This window comes from Paludisphaera borealis (genome assembly GCF_001956985.1).
GTDB lineage: Bacteria > Planctomycetota > Planctomycetia > Isosphaerales > Isosphaeraceae > Paludisphaera > Paludisphaera borealis.
This window is the reverse complement of sequence record NZ_CP019082.1, coordinates 1,099,513-1,114,162: the sequence shown is the minus strand read 5'-3', so window position 1 is coordinate 1,114,162 and position 14,650 is coordinate 1,099,513. Positions and strand designations below refer to the sequence as shown.

Below are 14,650 nucleotides of genomic sequence, written 5' to 3'. Positions count from 1 at the left end.
GGTCGGCGAACATGCGGGCGGGTGTGAACGCGAAGGCGAACGCGCAACCCGGCCGCCCGTGCAGCCCGAGTTACCGAACCCTACGAACCCGGCGCGCACTCGGTTCGCGAAAAAATCGCGCGACGTCGTTCAAATAATCGGATACGGTCCGTCGATGATGCTTCTTCTTGATTCATCCGCGACCAGCGCGTCGCGAGCCGATGCGACGGGAGTCGACGGCTCGACTCTACAAATATATCAGACCGGCGAATTTCTGACCAAGGGGTCTCGCCCGGCGCGACGGCATGCCGGTGGTTGACTTCGGTTCGCCTTCTCACTTACTTTCCAGGCTGAGCCCCCGCCGGTATCCGAAGGAGAGCGAAGAATGATCGATTGCGTCGCGCTGGATCCCACGACCCGCACCGCCCGTCCTCGCCGACCGGCCCTCGCCCTCGCGTTGGCCCTGGCTCTGGCTCTGGTCGGCTGCGGCAAGAAACCGGAGCCGGCGATAATCTCCTCCTCGCCCTTCAACGCACGGACGACGACCGCGCCATCAAAAGCCGAGAACCTGCCGACCGTCAAGTTCGTCGACGTCACCAAGGAATCGGGCGTCGCGTTCACCCACTTCAACGGAGCCTTCGGGGAGAAGCTCTTGCCCGAGACGATGGGTGCCGGCGCGGCGTTTTTCGACTACGACAATGACGGCGACCAGGATCTGCTGTTCGTCAATTCGGCTCCCTGGCCCGGCCATGAAGTCGATCCCGCGCCGACCCAGCGCCTCTACTGCAACGACGGCAAGGGCCACTTCGAAGACGTGACCAAGGAGGCCGGGCTCGACAAGACGTTCTACGGCCAGGGCGTTGCGATCGGCGATTACGACAACGACGGCGACCTCGACGTCTACATCACGGCGATCGGCCGAGGCTACCTGCTTCGCAACGACGGCAAAGGCCGTTTCGAGGACGCGACCGAGGCCGCCAATGCCAAGGGGCCCAACGGCTGGCTCACCGGCGCGGCGTTCCTCGACATCGACAACGACGGCGACCTCGACCTGTTCATCTGCAACTACATCACCTGGACCCCCGAGATCGACAAGGTGCAGGGCTTTCAGCTCACCGGCCTGGGCCGCGCCTACGGGCCGCCGACTTCGTTCAACGGCTCGCTCTGCGCGCTCTTGCGCAACGACGGCGGGCGGTTCACCGACATCAGCGAGACCTCAGGCGTTCAGGTCCGGACGCCCGACCAGAAGGTTCCACTCGGCAAGTCGCTGGGCGTGGCCCCGTTCGACCTGGACGGCGACGGCCTCGTCGACGTCGCCGTCTCGAACGACACCGTGCAGAACTTCCTCTTCCACAACAAGGGGGGCGGAAAGTTCGAGGAGATCGCGCTGCTAGCGGGGGTCGCCTTCGACCAATCGGGATCACCGCGGGGGGGAATGGGCTGCGACTGGGCCTATTTTCTGAACGACGACCGGCTCGGGCTGGCGATCGGCAACTTCGCCAACGAGATGACCGCGCTGTACGTCAGCGACCAGCCGTCGAGCCTCCAGTTCTCGGACCTCGCCAACATGTACGGCCTGGGCGCCCCGACGCAGCCGCCGCTCAAGTTCGGGCTTTTCTTCTTCGACTACGACCTCGATGGCGGCCTCGATCTGCTCTCGGCCAACGGCCACCTCGAACCCGAGATCTCCAAGGTCCAGGCCGCCGAACACTACGAGCAAGCCGCCCAGCTTCTCTGGAACTCGGGGAAGGGGGGGCGCAACCTGTACGTCAACATCGGCCCCGAGTCCGCCGGGCCCGACCTGTTCAAGCCCATCGTCGGCCGCGGCAGCGCGTACGCCGACATCGACGGTGACGGCGACCTCGACGTCGTCCTGACGGTCAACAACGGGCCGGCCCGCCTCCTTCGCAACGACGGCAGCGACGCCAACCACTGGGTCCGCGTCCGCCTCACCGGCGACGGCAAGGGCTCGAACCGCGACGCCATCGGTGCCAAGGTCGCGGCCAGGATCGGCGGCCAGACGTCCCGCCGTCAACTGTTCCCCGCCAAGAGCTACCTGTCGTCGGTCGAGCTGCCGCTGACGTTCGGACTCGGCAAGGCCGAGAAAATCGACGAGCTGGTCGTCACCTGGCCCTCGGGCAAGACCACCAAGCTCGAAAACCTCAAGGCCGACCAGTCGTACCACGTCGACGAGACCGCCGGCCTCAAGTAACCGCCGACGCTTCGCGGCGGGAAACCGGTCCGATCAGTCCGGCGATGCCTCCCGGTTGAATCGAGAATGCGGGACCGCGCGACGAGACAATCCATTCGTCTTGGATTCCGCGCCTTGAGTCATTTTCCGGTGTGTTATAATTCCCGACGAAGGGAAGCCGGTGGAACCCGGTTTTCCGTTCCGGTCCGACAGATGGCGAGCCGGGCGACGCATCGTCCGGCCCCGCGTTCGTCATGGCCGCCAAGTGAAGAACACCTACTTGAGAGTCGCACCAACGGAGCGGTCTGAGCGAACGCAAATCTCTTAGCCCGAGAGAGTTCCGCTTCCAGGACGAACAACGGTATTCGATCCGAGCATCACCGGTTCGGCCTCAGCATTCGGAAACGGTCCCGACGCGGTCAGGAGAAACCGAGACGTTCGCCGCACCGCCTCCAATTCGGAGGATGGTCCACCATGCGCCGCATCGGGCTTCCCTGCACGGCTTGGTTGTTAGCGGCTGTGCTCGCATGGACGAACCTCCCCACGAGCTGGGCCGCGCCCCCCGACGAGTCGACGGCCTCGGCGAGCCCGGCCGATCGCAAGATCGACGACGGCCCGGAAGCGGCGCTCGAACGCGGTCTCGGCCACGAGCGCGGCCGCAACTGGGCGGCGGCCATCGAGACCTACCGCGGGGCGCTCGAGCACTGGCCGAGCCGGACCGATTTCAGCAGGCGGCTGCGGCTCTGCGAGCTGCATTTCAAGCTGGTGCGCCGCTATCACGACGCGAGCTTTCGGGGCGTGTTGCTGAAGCTGCCGCGCGAGCAGTCGATCGAACTGTACAGCGAGGTCCTCGAACGGATCCAGAACTTCTACGTCGACCCGGTTCCGCTCGAACCGCTGATCCGTCATGGCCTCGACAACCTGGAAGTGGCCCTCCGCGACCCGTCGTTCCTCCAGGTCAACGCGGCGACCGCGACGCCGGAGCGCGTGGAGTGGCTGCGCGGGCAGCTTCGGACGATGCGCGCCCAGCTTGCGGTCCCGGACCGGAACGCGGCGGTCGAGGTGGCGCTCGCGGCCTCGAACCTGGCGAGCCAGGGCTTGGGCCTGACGGCCACGCCGGTTTTGCTCGAATTCACTTGCGGGGCCTGCGACGCCCTGGACGATTTCACGAGCTACCTGACTCCTGACAAGCTCGAAGACCTGTACGCCATGATCGACGGTAATTTCGTCGGCCTGGGCGTCGAGCTGAAGGGAACCCCGAACGGGCTCCGGCTGGTGGGCGTGATTCGGGGCGGGCCGGCATGGGAGGCCGGGCTCGTTTCGGGTGACCAGATCGTCAAGATCGCCGGCCAGGTGGTCAAGGGCCTGAGCCTCGACGACGCGGCCAATCGTCTGCAAGGGACCGAGGGGACCAGCGTCGACCTGGAGATCCTCAAGCGCGACGCCTCGATCCAGTCGCTCCGCCTGGTCCGCCGTCACGTCGACGTCGAGAGCGTCACCCGGGCCAAGATCGTCGACGAGGCCGAAGGGGTCGGTTACATCCAGCTCTCCGGCTTTCAGAAGTCGTCGGCAGAGGAGATCGATCAGGCCGTCTCCGGGCTCCAGAACCTGGGTATGCGGACCCTGGTGCTCGACCTCCGGGGCAACCCTGGCGGCCTGCTGAACGTCGCCGTCGACATCGCCGACCGGTTCATCGAAGACGGCGTGATCGTGTCGACCCGAGGCCGGGCCGCCGGCCAGAGCCAGATGTTCAAGGCGGACGGCCGGGCGCGGTGGCGGATGCCGGTGTACGTCCTGGTCGACCACGACAGCGCCAGCGCCAGCGAGATCCTCGCCGGCGCGCTCCAGGACCATCATCGCGCCACGATCGTCGGCGAGCGGACTTACGGCAAGGGATCGGTGCAGAGCATCTTCTCGCTCCGCTCGGCGCCGGCGGGCCTCAAGCTCACGACGGCCAAATTCTACTCGCCGCGCGACCGGGCCTACAGCGAGCAAGGGGTCACGCCCGACATGCCGATCAAGACCCGCGTCGCGGCCAAACCCGTCGCCGGCGAGAAAGAGGCCGACAAGGAGGGTGTCGACGAGTCGCTGATCGGCGATCCCAAGTTCGACGTCGTCCTCGCCGCCGCCCTTCGCGCCTCCAAGAACCGGGACCCCGAGGTCCGCTGATCGTTTCGTTCCGCCCCCCTCGATCGACGGCCGTTCGCTTGTGGTATACTCGTCGATCGACGGGAACGCGGATCGGCAAACGACACCTGGACAGGCTGCAACATCGTGAAAATCGTCGTACTCGACGGTCGGACGTTGAACTCTGATCGCACCGCGTGGGCCGGGCTCGACTCGCTCGGCGAAGTCGCTTATTACGAGGTCAGTCAGCCCGAGGACGTCCTCGAACGAGCCGCTGGCGCGACGATCCTGGTCACGAACAAGTTCCCGCTCCGGCGTGACCTGATCGCCAAGCTGCCCGACCTGAAATTCATCACCGTCACCGCCACCGGCTTCGACTGCGTCGATCTCGACGCCGCCCGCGAGCGCGGAATCCCTGTCTCGAACGTCCCCGAGTACAGCACGTACTCGGTCGCACAGTTCACATTTGCCTTGCTGCTGGAACTGTGCCAGCAGGTCGGCCTGCATGCCGAAGCGGTGAAAGCCGGCGAGTGGACCAACCAGCCCGATTTCTCGCTCCGCAAGACGCCGCTCGTCGAGTTGGCGGGCAAAACGCTAGGGATCGCGGGCTATGGTCGGATCGGCCGCCGCGTCGCCGACGTCGCCAGCGCTTTCGGCATGAACGTCGTCGCCTACCGCCCCAGCGGCAAGGTCGATCGCGAAAGCGATTCCGTCGCCACCTGCACCCTCGACGAGCTGTTCGAGCGGTCCGACGTAGTCAGCCTGCACTGTCCGCTCACCGACACGACCAAGGGCATGGTGAACCGCGAGCGTCTCCAACGGGCACGGCCGGGCATGCTGCTGATCAACACGGCTCGCGGCGCGTTGATCGTCGAGCAAGACCTGGCCGACGCGCTCAACGCCGGCGAGATCGCCGGCGCGGCGGTCGACGTCGTCACGCGCGAGCCGATCCCGGCCGACAACCCGCTCCTGAAAGCCAAGAACTGCCTCATCACGCCGCACATCGCCTGGACCACCAACGAAGCCCGCGAACGCCTCCTCGAGTCCTCGATCGCCAACATCAAAGCCTTCCTGGCGGGCAAGCCGGTCAACGTGGTGAATTGAGAATCGCGGTTCGGCGAAGGTTCAACGATCTCAGCAAGCGTCCCGGGCCTCCGGACCCGGGTGCGCGCTGAACGGACTCCCAGTTCGACGCCGCGGCCCGGCGAACGCTCCACGGCGGCCTTCCCTTCGCGGCATTTTCGGCCAACCGCCATCCGATCTTCACCTCGCGCCGGCTCTGGTCGAGTAGAATGCGTGTCCGCCTGGTGGAGTGCGATGACGCCCTCCTTGGTTGGATCCCCACAGCTACTCGCCATACATCAGAGAACGCAATGGAGTCGAAGAACGATGTCGTTCACCAATGCGCGAACGCGGACGCTGCTCATTCCCCTTCTCGCGGTCGTTCTGGGAACCTTCGCGGGATGCTCGGTTCAAGACCCGGACCAGCCGGCCGTCGGCTCCGTCTCGGGCGGTGAAAAGAAGCCGATCGAAGCGACCAAGAAGAGCGGAAGCCCCGTGAAGGCCGCCAAACACTGAGCCGAGAGGCTCGACCCACCCCACCACACATCGCCACGCCCACCGGAGAAATCGCCATGTTGATTCGTCCTCTGAGCGAGGCGCGACGTCGCGCCTTCACGCTCATCGAACTACTCGTCGTGATTGCGATCATCGCCGTCTTGATCTCGCTTCTCCTGCCGGCCGTCCAGTCCGCGCGCGAGGCGGCTCGACGCGCGCAGTGCCTCAACAACTTGAAGCAACTGGGGCTGTCGCTGGCTAACTACGAGAGCACCAATGGAACGTATCCGTGGGTGTTCGCGGCGCAGCTCGCGCCCGGTTCGGCTTACGGTTACGATCAGGCCTACAGTGGCCTCGCGCAGCTCCTGCCGTTCATCGAACAGGCCCCGCTCTTCAACGCTTACAACTCGAGTTGGGCCTACCGGACGAGTCCCAACGCGACGGTCAGCGGCACGCAGGTCAACGCGTTCTTCTGCCCGAGCGACACGGAGATGGCGGGCAACAGCTACGTCGAGGACGCCAACGCTCAGCACGGCATTCCTCAGACGTTCACGTTCACGAGCTACGCCGGCTGCTACGGCTACTGGGCCGGCAATTGGACCGGCACCTCGGTGACGAACCCGTTCAGCGCCACCGAGGTCGCCGCGGCGCTCGGCCAGCATAACGGCGCCTTCGTATCGGCGGGATACCCCCAGCTTGTTCCGGGAACAGGACGGAGCCTGGTTCGCCTGGCGTCGATCACCGACGGCACGAGCAACACCATCGGCTTCGGCGAACACGCGCACGGGCTGCTCAGCAAGACGGACAGATCCTTCTTCAAGTGGCACTGGTGGGTCTCCGGCGACTTCGGCGACAGCACCTTCACCACGTTCTATCCCATCAACATCCAGAAGAAGAAGGCGAACTACCCGTCGATCACCGGCGGCAACGCCTTCGTTCAGTCCGCGTCGAGCTTTCATCCGGGAGGAGCCAACTTCGCAATGTGCGATGGTTCGGTCCGGTTCCTCAAGGACAGCATCTCGACCTGGGCCCTTGATCCAACCACGGGCCTTCCGACCGGCGTCACCATGACCGGTTCCGGCTACGTCAGAGGCCCCGGCGCTCAACAACCGGGGGTCTACCAGGCGCTAGGCTCGATCGCCGGCGGCGAGGTCATCAGCGCGGACGCCTATTGAGGCTGAGCGCGAGCGGCTGTGACTCGACTGCGCGCCATACGATGAGAGGGTCCGCCCCGACCGCCGGACGGGCCCTCTCGCCGTTTCCCGCCGATCTCAATTGAACCACAGCGCGAACCCGATGAACTCGCCCTGGAAGACGCGCTGGAGGCGGCGCCAGGTCTCGGCCGAGGTCTGGGGGCCGTTTTCGAGGTAAGGGGCGGCGGCGGTTCCTTGAACCCAGAGGACGAGGTCGAACGTCCTCGGCTCGGTGAAAACGCGGTGCAGGTTGACTCCGCGCGCCTCCCGGGCTCGCCAGAACGGAACGAGCTTCTTGCCTTGCAGCAGCGACTCGGCCTCGTCGAGAAACTCCTTCCAGCCCTTCACCATCTCGTCGGTCACCGTCAGTCCGGGAATCACCGTGTGCTGCTTCGGCGAAGGGACCCACTCGTGGTCGTCGTCGGTCTCGGCGAGGATGAACTTCCACGACTCCCGGCTCAGCGCGATCATCGATTCCAGGTGGGAGAGCGTCGCGGTCAAGCGCTGGGGCGCGACGACCGGCAGGCGGATCAGGTGGATGAACGCGACGGCGTCGACGATGTCGTCGAATTCAAACCGTCCTCCCGGCTCGCCGGCCGTGCGTTGCAAGAACGGATACGCGCTCTTGGCGTTGCCGAAGAAGAGCGGCCCGGTGTGGTCGAACAGCTCGCGGCAGTCGTGGGCCAGGTAGACTTCGCCGTAAGCCATGAGCAGGTGGCAATACCCGCGAAGCCAGGAGACGTCGGCCCGATCGAGTACGATCACGAACTCCTTCGAGGCCGCCGCGATCGCCGGGTCGTTCGCCGCGCGATTGAACTCGGCGAAGATCCTCCAGAGCGTCTCCTCGGCGTCGGCCTTACCATCGCCGTTGAAATCGAGTCGTAATTCGCCGATGCGGATCGGCAGCTTCACCTGATCGTCCCGCACCTGGGCGAGCGTCGCCTCGGCGCGGGCGAGATCGTCGACCCAGGTCTGAAAGATCGGGCGAAGCTCCTCGTAGCCGATCGGCTCGGGATGCGCGTTCTCGGGGATCGGTAGGCGTTCGAACGGCAGAGCGTTACCGAGAAGGCTCGTCCTCAACCCGTAGCGGTGGAACGACTGGACCATCCGCTCGACACCGCGGACGAACTGGACGACGCCCAGCCCGAACCGCGCTTTTCCGTCGTCGGGCGCCGCGTTCAATCGCACTTCCAGCGTCTTCTCTCCCTCGGCGAGCTTTCCCTCCGCCAGGTACTTCTCGATCGAAGGCGACTCGTCGGCCCGACTGGGCGACCACGCGCACCAGACGAGTCCCAGAGCCACCGCAATCCCCATGCGCGTCATCGAACCATCCTTTCGGACGACGAGGAGTGATCCAGCCAGGTCCGCGGCGAACCCGAGCGACGAGTGTACCGACTCGCCCTAGACGACCATAGAACGGTGTTGAAACCGAGTCGAGTGATGCGATCATGTCATCCCAGAAAACTGGGACGACTGGATACTCCGGCTAACGGAGCTAGAATAGACTGTTGAGCACTCGGACCAGCGCCGGATGAGCGGCCGTTGGAGATGTTCCCCCCCGGACGCCGCGCCTCGCACCCTCTCGCGGGAATCGGCGGGCTCACCACACCACGAGAACACAACGAGGAAGACGCCTGCGATGAACGCTGGACCGCTGCTCGCTCTCGCGTTGGCCGCATTCACCACGACGAAACTCCCCGCCGGCGACCATCAGCGGTCGCTCACCAGCGAAGGCCTCCCTCGTGCGTACTGGGTTCACATCCCGCCCGGTTACGACGCCTCCAAGCCCACGCCGGTCGTCCTGATCCTCCACTCGGCTCTCATGAACGGCCCCTCGATGGCGAAGTTCTGCGGGATGAACGACAAGGCCGACCAGGCCGGCTTCATCGCGGTCTACCCCAACGGAGCCGGGCCAACGTCCCTGTTCAAATACTGGGACGCCGGCGGGGTGAAGTTCCGGGACTCCGACGACGTCGGTTTCATCGCCAAGGTGCTCGACGACCTGGAATCGGTGGTCCACGTCGACCGCAAGCGGGTCTTCGCGGCGGGCATGTCCAACGGCGGCATGATGTGCTACCGGCTCGCCGCCGAGCTGTCCAACCGGATCGCCGCCATCGCATCGGTCGCCGGCTCCATGGCGATCAACGACTGCCACCCCAAGCGCCCCGTCCCCGTGCTCCACTTTCACGGCACCAAGGACGGCGTGGTCCTCTACAACGGCCCGGACGAACGCACCCCCTCGAACATCAAATTCCTCTCGGTCGACGACACCGTGCGGGCCTGGGCGAGGCTCGACGGCTGCCCGCCCACCCCGTCCATCGACGTCCTGCCTCATCTCAAAGATCAGATCCCGATCCGCCGCGCCATCTACGGACCGGGAACCGACGGCGCCGAAGTCGTCCTCTACTCCGTCCAGGGCGGAGGCCACACCTGGCCCGGCCGCGACCCCGAGATGTTCTTCCTCGGCAAGAGCACCAAGGACGTTTCCGCCAACGACCTCATCTGGGAGTTCTTCCAGAAGCACCCGATGAAGTAAGCCCCCCTCCGGTCCGCATCCCCACTCGAAAAAAACCTGACCTCCTCAATAATCCGCGCCGGCCCGCGAATCGTCTCTTGTGCCCTTCTACAAAGCGTAGTAGATTCCTACTACAAGACGTAGAAGGCGATCGAAGACCGATGCGTGGAACGGAGTGGGGCGATGGAGAATCAGCCGGGATTGAGCGACGCGGAGCGCGAGGTTCTGAGGGTGCTCTGGGACCAGGGGCCGGGGACGGTCCGCGAGATCAAGGATGCGCTCACGGAGCGGGGCAGGGGGTGGGCGTACACGACGGTCTCGACGCTGCTCCAGCGCTTGGCGACGAAGCAATACGCCGCCGCCGATTCGTCGGTGATGCCGCACATTTACCGCGCTACGGTCAGTCGCGACGAGTTGCTCGAGCGCCGGCTCAAGGACGCCGCGCACGAGCTTTGCGACGGCCAGGCCGCGCCGTTGATGCTGGCTCTCGTGCAAGGCAACCGCTTCTCCGCCGACGAGCTGGCCCGATTCCGCCGCCTGCTCGACGAGGCCGCCGGCGACGAATCCCGGCGCAAGAAATCGTGAACGGGGACGACGTCCGAAACCAGCCTATCATCCGAGAGATCCAGGAGGTCGACCATGCTCTGGTGGTTCGCGGAAACGTCGCTCGTCGCGGGTCTGCTCGCGGCGCTTGCGGCGGGCTTCTCCCGGCTTCGGCCGATCACTCCGACGACGCGCCACCTGTTATGGCTGGCCGTCCTGATCAAGTTCGTCACGCCGCCGCTGATCTCGTCGCCCTGGGCCGTCTCGTGGCCGATGGAGACGAAGCCGGCGATCGAGCGAGCAAGTTTCGACGCCCCGCTCGCGGCCCCGGCCGTCGAAAGCCTTCCCGCTCCGCACGTCGTTCGCGTCTCCTGGCCGCCGCCTGAAAAGGACCGAGATTCCGCGCCGGCGGCAGCCGTGACGGCGCCGAGCCCGAGGCCGGCCGGCGCGCGTCCCATCGTGGTTCGGGAAATGATCCAGCGCTGGCTGTTCGCCGGATGGCTCGGCGGCGCCATCGCGGTCGGACTGTTCCAAGTGGTTCGCATCCATCACTTCCAGCGTCGGCTTCGCCAGGCAGTCCCCGCGCCGACGTGGCTCGCCGATGAGGCGGAGTCGATCGCCGCGCGGCTTGGAGTCAAGGTTCCCGAGCTGCTGGCGGTCGCCGAGCTGGGCTCGCCGATGATCTGGTGCCTCGGCCGGCCCAAGCTTTTGGTCCCCGCCCGCTTGCTCAAGTCGATCGCCGCCGATCAGTGGAGAGGCGTCCTCGCGCACGAACTGGCGCACCTCCGACGCCGCGACCACTGGGTCCGCCGCCTTGAGCTGGCCGCCGAGCTGGTCTGGTGGTGGAACCCGCTGTACTGGGCCGCCCGCCGCCGGCTCGACGCCGAGGCCGAACTCGCCTGCGACGCCTGGGTGGTCTGGTCGTTGCCCGACGACCGTCTGACCTACGCCCAGGTCCTGCTTCAAATCTGTTCCGACCTGTCCCTTGCCAAGTCGCCGGCCCCCGCGCTGAGCGTCGCCGGCTCCGGTCCCTTCTTCGAAAGGCGATTGAACATGATCCTACGCGATCAAACGACGTGCCGCCCCTCTCCCTTGGCCCTGATGGGCGTCTGCGTACTGTCGCTGGCGGCCTTGCCGTCGTGGACCCTCGCCACCACGCCGACGGCCACGCCCGCCCGCTCGGCGAGCCTCGCGTTCGACGACGACAACGGCCACGACAAGAAGAAGGATAAGGACGACAAAGACGCCAAGAAGAAGAAGGACAAGGACGAGAGCAAGAAGTCCTTCGACTTTGATTTTGATATCGACGTCGACACCTCGGACATCGAAAAGAGCCTCGAATCGGCCTTCGGTCCCGACTTTGAGAAGTCGATCGAAGACTGGGCCGAGAAGCTCGAAGAGAAGCTCGGCGACGGCTCCGACTTCGCCGAGAAGATGGAAGCCTTCGGCGAAGAGATGGAGAAGAAGTTCGGCGAAGGCTCCGACTTCGCCAAGAAGATGGAAGCCTTCGGCGAAAAGATGGAGGAGAAATTCGGCGACGGCTCCGACTTCGCCAAGAAGATGGAATCCTTCGGCGAGAAGATGGAGAAGAAGTTCGGCGAAGGCTCCGACTTCGCCAAGAAGATGGAATCGATCGGCAAGGACCTCGAAAAGAAGCTCGGACCCGGGTCCGAGTTCGAGGCGAAGATGAAGAAGGTCGCCGAGAAGATGAGCGAGGCCCACGAGCGAGACACCGACCTCAAGAAAGCCGATGCTGAGGAAAATTCAGAAGATTCATCAGGGTCGGAGAAGGCCGCGAAGGAGAAGGAGAAGTCCAACCACAGCGAGGCCCGCGCCGCGGATCGCAAAGCCCGCGAAGCCGCTCGCCAAGAGCGTGACGCCGCCCGCAAGGCGCGGGACGCGGACCGCAAGGCCGGCGACCTGGACCGCAAAGCCAGCGCCCCGGATCGCAAGCCCGACGCCACGGATCGCAAGAAACTCGCCGCCGACCGCAAGGCGCGGCTCAAGATGCTGGAGGCGAAGCTCCAGGAGTTGGCCAAGGAGATCAAAGCCCTCGAATCGGACGACGCGAACGAAGAGTAAGCGCAACGCCCGCCGCCTCGGATTTTCACCGAACGACCCGACCGCGCCCCCGATCTCGGGCGGACGCGGTCGGGTCGTTTTCGAACGCGGCTGGGGATTGCCTTTCGGGTCACGAGAGGCGACGATCGACTGGGGAAACCGCGTGCGAGTGCGCAGTACCCGTCCCAAATCCGATCTCCGAGCGAAGACGGCCTTCATGTCCGAGATGACCGACCGGAACAACACGCGGATCGATCCCGACGTCGCCTGGACAGTGGTCACGGAATCGCCGCTCAAGGGCCTGGCGTTCGCCCGCGAGGCCGGCCGCATCCTGGCCTGGGACGAGGGGAACCAGCTCTATCTGCTGACGACGCACGGTGAGACGATGTCGTCGTCCCGGGCGCCGAGTCGGGTTCTGTCGGGCGCGATCAGCGACGACGGCTCGTTGATCGCGCTCTTGTGCGAGCACGAGAACACCGGCCTGCTGCTCATGAGCGGCGACTTCGAGATCGTTTCCGAACGCCCAGCGCCTGGTGAGGCGTCGTTCGTCACCACCGACCCTCACGGCCGGTACGTCGCGGTGGGAAGTCGGCTGGGAGCCGTCACGCTGGTCAATCGTCACGGCCGGGCCGCCGGCCGGATCGAGACGATCCAGGCCATCGCCCACCTCTGCTTCGTGCCCGATCGTCCGTTCATCGTGGGAGCGGCGGCGTTCGGCATGCTGGCGGGCGTCGAGCTCGAAGCATCGAAAACGCCCGGCCGGCTCGACCCCGAAGTGGTCTGGCAAGACCGCCTGATGTCGAACGTCGGCCGGCTGACGGTCAGCGGCGACGGCTCGATGATCCTGGCGAGTTGCTTCACTCACGGAATCCAGCGGTTCGACCTCAATGGCCGCAACGAAGGCTCGTACCACCTCGGCGGCACGGTCTCCCACGCCATCCCCGACTTCCCCGGCCGATCGATCGCCGCGGCGACGCTCGAAGGGGAGCTGGCGATCATGAACTCGGCCGGCAACGTCAGGTGGCGGACCCGTCTCGCCCGACCGGTGATCGCTCTGGAGATCGACCCCCTGGGCCGGTACGTCATTCACGGCAGTTCCACCGGCGAGATCACCCGGCTCGACCTCTTCGGCCCGGCCCCAGGACGCCCGACCACCCCCCAGCCGACCCGGACGCTGGGCTCGGACCGTCCCAAAACCCGCGGCGGCGGCGCGGGTTCGGTCCGCCAGCCAGACTGGGCGGTGCCCGCGGTCCAGACCGAAGACCAGGCCGAAACCGCCGTGCTGACCGTTTGCGACGACCCACCATGCGCGGCCGTCTTCAGCAGTCCGCGCCGGCTCGCGATCTACGACGCGACCGGCCAGACGATCGCGCAAGGCCCCGATATCACGGGCGTCGGCCGGATCCTCCGCACCGCGCCGGGCTGGCTGGCCGCGGCCACCGACCGCCAGATCATGCTCTGCGACCTCAGGCGCAACACCCAGAAACGCCTCGACCTCAGCCTGGTCGAACTGACCCATCTGGTCATCAAGCCCGACTCGTTCGGCCTGGCGATCGTCCAGGAGCGCGACCGGATCGGTCGGGCGACCCCCGCGGGCCGATGGGTCTGGAAGCACGAGCTGCCGACCCCCATCGAAGACCTGGCGGTCGGCTCGGAAGGGTTCGCCGCCGCGACGACCAACGACGGCCGACTCCTGGTCTTCGACCCGGCCGGCGAGGTCAAGCCGACCGCCGGCTTCGACGCCTCCGATCCTCCCCTGCTCATCGAGGCGCCCGAAGGCTCACCGCCGGGATTGGCCTGGATCTCCCTCTCCCGGCGCGCCCAGCAACTCACCGGCCACGCCCTCAAGGGAAACGCCGTCTGGACCCGCCAGCTTCCCTGGGAAGGCTGGTCGCTCATCCGCCTCGGCGGCCTCGCCCTCATCGCCTCGGCCGACGGCCGCGCCATGGCCTTCGACGGCTCGGGAACCGTCCGCTACGAAGGAGCCCCCACCGGCGGCTCGAACGACGTCTTCTTCCTCGACCCCGACTCCATCCCGTTGCGCGTCACACGCAAGGACGTTCACGTCCTCTGCGCAACGCTGGACGGACGCGTAAGATGGAGAATCATCGGCGATCAACCCCTGGGGCCGTGCGCGGCGAGCCGCGCCGGAGTCGCCCTGATGATCGGCACGACCCTCGCATGGTTCGACAGCGGCGGCCCGGCCTCGGAACCAACCTAAATCCAGCCGAGAGCAAAACTTCCTGAGCCGACGGTCCTTCCCCTCTCCGGACGAAGCGTCGCGAAAAAACGCCATGCACCCATGTTTGCCTGATATAATTTCGCGTGATCATTGAGGTCGTGGAATCGCGTCGTACAATATGCTTGCGAGATCGCGAGGCGTCCGTTAGCTTGGGCGAGAGTCGCGTGCTCAAGAAAATGCGATTCGGTCCCTCACGATTCGTGTTTTTTTGAGTAAGAGTAGAGTAGTAGCGTGATCGGCAC

Annotated in this window: 10 protein-coding genes; 9 read left to right on the top strand and 1 reads right to left on the bottom strand. The window is 65.7% G+C overall.

Features of this window, described 5'->3' with window-relative positions; translation table 11 throughout:
* Positions 1-364 precede the first annotated feature (364 nt).
* The 5 genes from BSF38_RS04320 to BSF38_RS04300 all read left to right on the top strand — a co-directional run bounded on the left by BSF38_RS04320 (position 365) and on the right by BSF38_RS04300 (position 7,029).
* Positions 365-2,191: a CRTAC1 family protein gene (locus BSF38_RS04320; protein ID WP_076343618.1), complete on the top strand. Its 1,827-nt coding sequence runs from the start codon at positions 365-367 to the stop codon at positions 2,189-2,191.
* Between the two features lie 453 nt (positions 2,192-2,644).
* Positions 2,645-4,339 carry a S41 family peptidase gene (locus BSF38_RS04315; RefSeq protein WP_076343617.1) on the top strand — a complete coding sequence of 565 codons (1,695 nt, stop codon included), beginning with the start codon at positions 2,645-2,647 and terminating at the stop codon, positions 4,337-4,339.
* Between the two features lie 105 nt (positions 4,340-4,444).
* Complete coding sequence (locus BSF38_RS04310) at positions 4,445-5,401, top strand: D-2-hydroxyacid dehydrogenase (RefSeq protein ID WP_076343616.1); 957 nt, start codon at positions 4,445-4,447, stop codon at positions 5,399-5,401.
* Positions 5,402-5,686: 285 nt separating this feature from the next.
* Complete coding sequence (locus tag BSF38_RS04305) at positions 5,687-5,875, top strand: hypothetical protein (protein WP_076343615.1); 189 nt, start codon at positions 5,687-5,689, stop codon at positions 5,873-5,875.
* Positions 5,876-5,931: 56 nt separating this feature from the next.
* The gene (locus BSF38_RS04300) at positions 5,932-7,029 is read left to right on the top strand and encodes a DUF1559 domain-containing protein (protein WP_076343614.1); all 1,098 of its coding nucleotides are present in this window, start codon (positions 5,932-5,934) and stop codon (positions 7,027-7,029) included.
* Between the two features lie 96 nt (positions 7,030-7,125).
* Here the strand turns inward: BSF38_RS04300 and BSF38_RS04295 are convergent, their stop codons facing one another.
* A complete protein-coding gene (locus tag BSF38_RS04295) occupies positions 7,126-8,370 on the bottom strand; it encodes a hypothetical protein (RefSeq protein ID WP_237170732.1) in 1,245 nt (414 codons plus the stop codon).
* 316 nt (positions 8,371-8,686) lie between these two features.
* Here BSF38_RS04295 and BSF38_RS04290 point away from each other — a divergent pair, with 316 nt between their 5' ends.
* The 4 genes from BSF38_RS04290 to BSF38_RS04275 all read left to right on the top strand — a co-directional run bounded on the left by BSF38_RS04290 (position 8,687) and on the right by BSF38_RS04275 (position 14,387).
* Positions 8,687-9,583: an extracellular catalytic domain type 1 short-chain-length polyhydroxyalkanoate depolymerase gene (locus BSF38_RS04290; protein WP_076343612.1), complete on the top strand. Its 897-nt coding sequence runs from the start codon at positions 8,687-8,689 to the stop codon at positions 9,581-9,583.
* A gap of 162 nt (positions 9,584-9,745) precedes the next feature.
* Entirely contained in the window at positions 9,746-10,147 is a 402-nt protein-coding gene (locus BSF38_RS04285; RefSeq protein ID WP_076343611.1) for a BlaI/MecI/CopY family transcriptional regulator, read from the top strand.
* 54 nt (positions 10,148-10,201) lie between these two features.
* Positions 10,202-12,187, top strand: coding sequence for a M56 family metallopeptidase (locus BSF38_RS04280; RefSeq protein ID WP_076343610.1), 1,986 nt, complete (start codon positions 10,202-10,204; stop codon positions 12,185-12,187).
* A 196-nt stretch (positions 12,188-12,383) separates the two neighbouring features.
* The gene (locus BSF38_RS04275; protein WP_076343609.1) at positions 12,384-14,387 is read left to right on the top strand and encodes a WD40 repeat domain-containing protein; all 2,004 of its coding nucleotides are present in this window, start codon (positions 12,384-12,386) and stop codon (positions 14,385-14,387) included.
* The last annotated feature ends 263 nt before the right edge of the window (positions 14,388-14,650 follow it).

Excerpts from the sequence above, each read along its gene's own strand:
- BSF38_RS04295 (WP_237170732.1), bottom strand. The coding sequence starts at position 8,370 with ATGACGCGCATGGGGATTGCGGTGGCTCTGGGACTCGTCTGGTGCGCG.
- BSF38_RS04285 (WP_076343611.1), top strand. The coding sequence starts at position 9,746 with ATGGAGAATCAGCCGGGATTGAGCGACGCGGAGCGCGAGGTTCTGAGG.
- BSF38_RS04320 (WP_076343618.1), top strand. The coding sequence starts at position 365 with ATGATCGATTGCGTCGCGCTGGATCCCACGACCCGCACCGCCCGTCCT.
- BSF38_RS04275 (WP_076343609.1), top strand. The coding sequence starts at position 12,384 with ATGTCCGAGATGACCGACCGGAACAACACGCGGATCGATCCCGACGTC.
- BSF38_RS04315 (WP_076343617.1), top strand. The coding sequence starts at position 2,645 with ATGCGCCGCATCGGGCTTCCCTGCACGGCTTGGTTGTTAGCGGCTGTG.
- BSF38_RS04280 (WP_076343610.1), top strand. The coding sequence starts at position 10,202 with ATGCTCTGGTGGTTCGCGGAAACGTCGCTCGTCGCGGGTCTGCTCGCG.
- BSF38_RS04290 (WP_076343612.1), top strand. The coding sequence starts at position 8,687 with ATGAACGCTGGACCGCTGCTCGCTCTCGCGTTGGCCGCATTCACCACG.
- BSF38_RS04305 (WP_076343615.1), top strand. The coding sequence starts at position 5,687 with ATGTCGTTCACCAATGCGCGAACGCGGACGCTGCTCATTCCCCTTCTC.
- BSF38_RS04300 (WP_076343614.1), top strand. The coding sequence starts at position 5,932 with ATGTTGATTCGTCCTCTGAGCGAGGCGCGACGTCGCGCCTTCACGCTC.